Source organism: Streptomyces sp. BR123 (genome assembly GCF_013401435.1).
In the GTDB taxonomy this organism is placed as follows: Bacteria; Actinomycetota; Actinomycetes; order Streptomycetales; family Streptomycetaceae; genus Streptomyces.
In genome coordinates, this window is sequence record NZ_JACBGN010000452.1 from 1 (window position 1) to 3,851 (window position 3,851).

A 3,851-nucleotide genomic window follows, 5' to 3' on the forward strand; every position below is an offset into this window, starting at 1 on the left:
CCCCCGTCAGCAGCCCCCGCCGTCCGATGTACGCCATGTGATGACTCCGTTCCTTTGCGTGACATCGCCTGTCTGCGCTCAGCATGCCCGCCCCGGCCGGCCACCACCGGCAAGATCGGGGGTAACGTCGGGGGGCGTGGCGGGCGCCGGATGCAGTTACCACTGACGACAACGGGGGACCCGCCGACGACGGAGCAGCGAAAGGCACGAAGTGACTGACCTCCCTTCCGACATCACACGGGTCGGCGTAGTGGGCTGTGGCCAGATGGGTGCCGGCATCGCCGAGGTGTGCGCCCGCAGCGGTCTCGACGTGAAGGTCGCCGAGACGACGGGCGAGGCCCTGGAGCTCGGGCGGACACGGCTGCAGAACTCCCTGACCAAGGCCGCCGCCCGCGGCAAGATCAGCGAGGAGGAGCGGGACGCCACCCTGGCCCGCCTCTCCTTCACCACCGACCTCGGCGAGTTCGCCGACCGTGACCTGGTCATCGAGGCGGTCGTCGAGAACGAGCAGGTCAAGACGGAGATCTTCCAGGTCCTGGACCAGGTGATCACCCGCCCGGACGCCATCCTCGCCTCGAACACCTCGTCGATCCCGCTGGTCAAGCTGGCCGTGGCGACCTCGCGGCCCGACCAGGTCATCGGCATCCACTTCTTCAACCCGGCCCCCGTGCAGAAGCTCGTCGAGCTGATCCCCGCGCTGACCACCGGCGAGGAGACCATCAAGCGGGCCGAGGCCCTCGTGCAGGGCATCCTCGGCAAGCACGCGATCCGCGCCCAGGACCGGTCCGGCTTCGTGGTCAACGCGCTGCTGGTCCCGTACCTGCTGTCCGCGATCCGCATGTTCGAGTCGGGCATCGCGAGCCGCGAGGACATCGACAACGGCATGGAGTTCGGCTGCGCCCACCCGATGGGCCCCCTCAAGCTCTCCGACCTGATCGGCCTGGACACGATCGCCTCGATCGCCGACTCGATGTACTCGGAGTTCAAGGAGCCGCTGTACGCCGCTCCCCCGCTGCTCCAGCGGATGGTCGACGCGGGCCGCCTCGGCCGCAAGACCGGCTCGGGCTTCTACGCCTACAGCTGAGCCCGAGCCGCGCCCCACCGGCCGCGCCCCACGCCGGCCGCGCCCCACGCCGGCCGCGCCCCGCAGGACAACGGCTCCTCCGCGGCGGGCCGCCCCGGCGGAACCGGCCCGGGTGGTCGCCGCAGGCCCGGGTGGTCGCCGCCGGGGCGGGACGGGGTCAGCCGAGGCGCAGGTGGTGCAGGAGGAGCAGCCCGGCCGCCGTGTTCGCGGCCGGGACCTCGCCGCGGGCGATCATCTCCGGTACGAGTTTCAACGGCACCCACTCGCGCCGCGAGGACTCGAAGTCGTCCTCGGGATGGCCGACGTACGTGGCCCCCTCCGCCCAGAAGAGGTGGTGGCGGGCGTCGGTCAGCCCGTTGGAGGGCTCCACGGTCATCAGGGGGCGCAGCGGGCCGGGCCGCCAGCCCGACTCCTCCTCCATCTCCCGGGCCGCCGCGCCCGCGAGGTCCTCGCCGTCCTCGACGACGCCCGCGGGCAGCTCCCACCCCCAGCTGTCGGTGATGAAACGGTGCCGCCACAACAGGAGCACCTCGTCCGCCTCATTGACGGCGGTGGCGGCGGCGACCGGCCGCAGCCGGATCACGAAGTGGTCCAGGTGCCGCCCGTCGGGAAGTTCCACATCGGCGAGGTTCACGTCGAACCAGCGGTTCTTGTACACGGTCTGCTCACTCAGCTTCGCCCACTGCACGGTTCTGCCACCTTCCGGATCGTCGGTGGCAACATGGCAGCAGCCGCAGCGGTCACAGCGGAACGCGCAACGCCCCGTCGATGAGCCGGGCCGTCTCCTCGGCACCCTGGCAGCCGCTGGTCAGCAGCTGTTCGCGGACCGCCCGCAGCCGGTCCCGCAGCCGCAGTGACTCCATTCCCTTGGCCCGCTCGGCCATTTCGGCGGCCGTCGCCGCCGCGCCGTCCGCCTCCCCCTGGCACAGCTGGATCTCGCACAGCATCGCGAGCCGGTGGACCCGGCCGCGATCGTGGGCCGGGGTGCCGACCGCGGCGGCCGCCTGCTCGTGCGCGGCGTCGAGGTCCCCGAGGCTCAGCAGCGCCTCGGCCACCTGTACGTTGACCAGCCCGGGCTGGACGTACCCGGTCTCGTCCGGCTCCGAGCCGGGCCGGATCCGCTCGGCGGCCGCCTCCGCGTGCCGGATGCAGGCCAGCGCGGCGGCCGGGTCGCCGAGTCGGGCGTACGCCTTGGCCTGCATCGCGTACAGGTCGGCGGTCAGGGCCGGGGTGGTGTCCCGGCTCGCGGAGCGCAGGGCGGCCTCGGCGAAGGCGACGGCCTGGCGGTGCTCGCGCAGGTGCAGGCACTGGTTGACGAGCAGGGCGATGACGTAGGCGCCGAGCCCCCGGTCCCCGCTCGCCTTCGCCAGCCGCAGCGCCTGGTGGAAGTAGCGCTGGGCGAGGCCGTGGGCGTCCGAGTCGTACGCGCAGATCCCCGCGACGGCGACCAGGGAGCCGGCGGCCCGGTGCAGGCTGCGGCCGAGCGCGTCGGGGTAGCCGCCGCGCAGCATGGGCGCGGTCTCGCTGCCGAGGAAGCGGACGATACGGGCCCGGGTGGCCACCCCGCCGGCCCGGCGGTACATCAGCTCGTAGTGGGCGCGGGCGGCCCGCAGGATCTCGATGTGCTCCGGTCCGATCCGCAGCGGCCCGTCGCGGGAGACGTCGGCGTCCTCGGGCGGGTTCTCCCACTCCCAGACGGGGATCACCGCGGGCGTGCCCGTGACCGTCTCGGTGGTGAGCAGCGGGTAGCGCCCCTGCTGGTCGGATCGCCACAGGGCGGCGGCCCGGTCGACGAAGCCCTGGAGCGGGGAGGAGTGGGGGGCGGCGGGCTGGCCGGGCACCCCGAGCCCGACGTCGTCGAGGGAGACCGGGCGGCGGAGCCGGCCGCCGAGCACCTCGCAGATCAGGTCGGGGACCTGGCCGCGGGGCCGCTGCCCCTTCAGCCACCGGGTGACGGCGGTGTGTTCGTAGCGCAGGGCGAGCCCGCGGGACCGGCCCGCCTGGTTCACGTGCGCGGCGAGTCCGGCGTGGGACATGCCCGCCTCGGCGAGGAGGGCATCGAGCAGGGCGTTGGGCTGCATGGGCCCCTCCAAGGGCTCGTCGGTCTCAGGCTAGTGGGTGCGGGGTTCACACGGGGTGTGAAACGAGTACGCGCATAAATGCGATACGCACCCTGCCGCCGGGGCCCCGGGAGCGGTTCACTGAAGAGCCTCGCCAAAGAGGCAGCCCGGGTCGTCGGCTCCCCCTCGTACAGTGCGACGACCCGCACCGCGCCGCCCGGCCTGTTGTCTGCCCGACACTCCACGGCAGGCGGGCGGCGCGCCCCGGCTCCGCCGGCGCCCGGTTGGTCACCGGGTCCGGCAGGGGTCGGCAGGAACGCGCGCCGGGCCCTCCCACCGGGGCCCGGTGTGCGGTTCCCGCCGCCGTCCCGGTACGGGGTTCAGGCGCAGCGGTCGCTGCGCAGGACCAGCAGGGCCACATCGTCGGTGAGCCGCCCGCCGGTGTGGCGCAGCAGTGCGGCGTGCACGCCCGCGACCAGCCGCGCGGGTGCGGGCGCCGGCTGCCGGGCCAGGATCCCGGCCAGGACGCGGTGCAGCGGGAAGAACCGGCCGGCGGCGTCGCGGGCGTCCTCGGCGCCGTCGGTGTGCAGGAACAGGAAGTCGCCGGGGCGCAGCCGGCCGCAGTCCCCTGCCGCCAGCCCGTCGGGCACGGGCACCACCCCGAGCGGTGGCAGGGGATCGCCCCCGTCGAGCACCCGCACCCCCTC

The 3,851-nt window shown here is 74.0% G+C and carries 4 protein-coding genes; 1 reads left to right on the forward strand and 3 read right to left on the reverse strand.

Features of this window, described 5'->3' with window-relative positions; translation table 11 throughout:
* Positions 1 to 211: 211 nt before the first annotated feature.
* On the forward strand, positions 212 to 1,084 hold the full coding sequence (locus HYE82_RS34810) for a 3-hydroxybutyryl-CoA dehydrogenase (RefSeq protein WP_179178223.1): 873 nt from the start codon (positions 212 to 214) through the stop codon (positions 1,082 to 1,084).
* Between the two features lie 157 nt (positions 1,085 to 1,241).
* Here HYE82_RS34810 and HYE82_RS34815 read toward each other — a convergent pair whose 3' ends face one another.
* The 3 genes from HYE82_RS34815 to HYE82_RS34825 all read right to left on the reverse strand — a co-directional run.
* On the reverse strand, positions 1,242 to 1,772 hold the full coding sequence (locus tag HYE82_RS34815; protein WP_179178224.1) for an NUDIX hydrolase: 531 nt from the start codon (positions 1,770 to 1,772) through the stop codon (positions 1,242 to 1,244).
* A 52-nt stretch (positions 1,773 to 1,824) separates the two neighbouring features.
* On the reverse strand, positions 1,825 to 3,165 hold the full coding sequence (locus HYE82_RS34820) for a transcriptional regulator (RefSeq protein ID WP_179178225.1): 1,341 nt from the start codon (positions 3,163 to 3,165) through the stop codon (positions 1,825 to 1,827).
* 359 nt (positions 3,166 to 3,524) lie between these two features.
* The coding region (locus HYE82_RS34825) for a SpoIIE family protein phosphatase (protein ID WP_179178226.1) at positions 3,525 to 3,851 on the reverse strand (327 nt) is incomplete at its 5' end.

Coding starts and splice junctions, on each gene's coding strand:
- HYE82_RS34820 (WP_179178225.1), bottom strand. CDS start 3,165: ATGCAGCCCAACGCCCTGCTCGATGCCCTCCTCGCCGAGGCGGGCATG.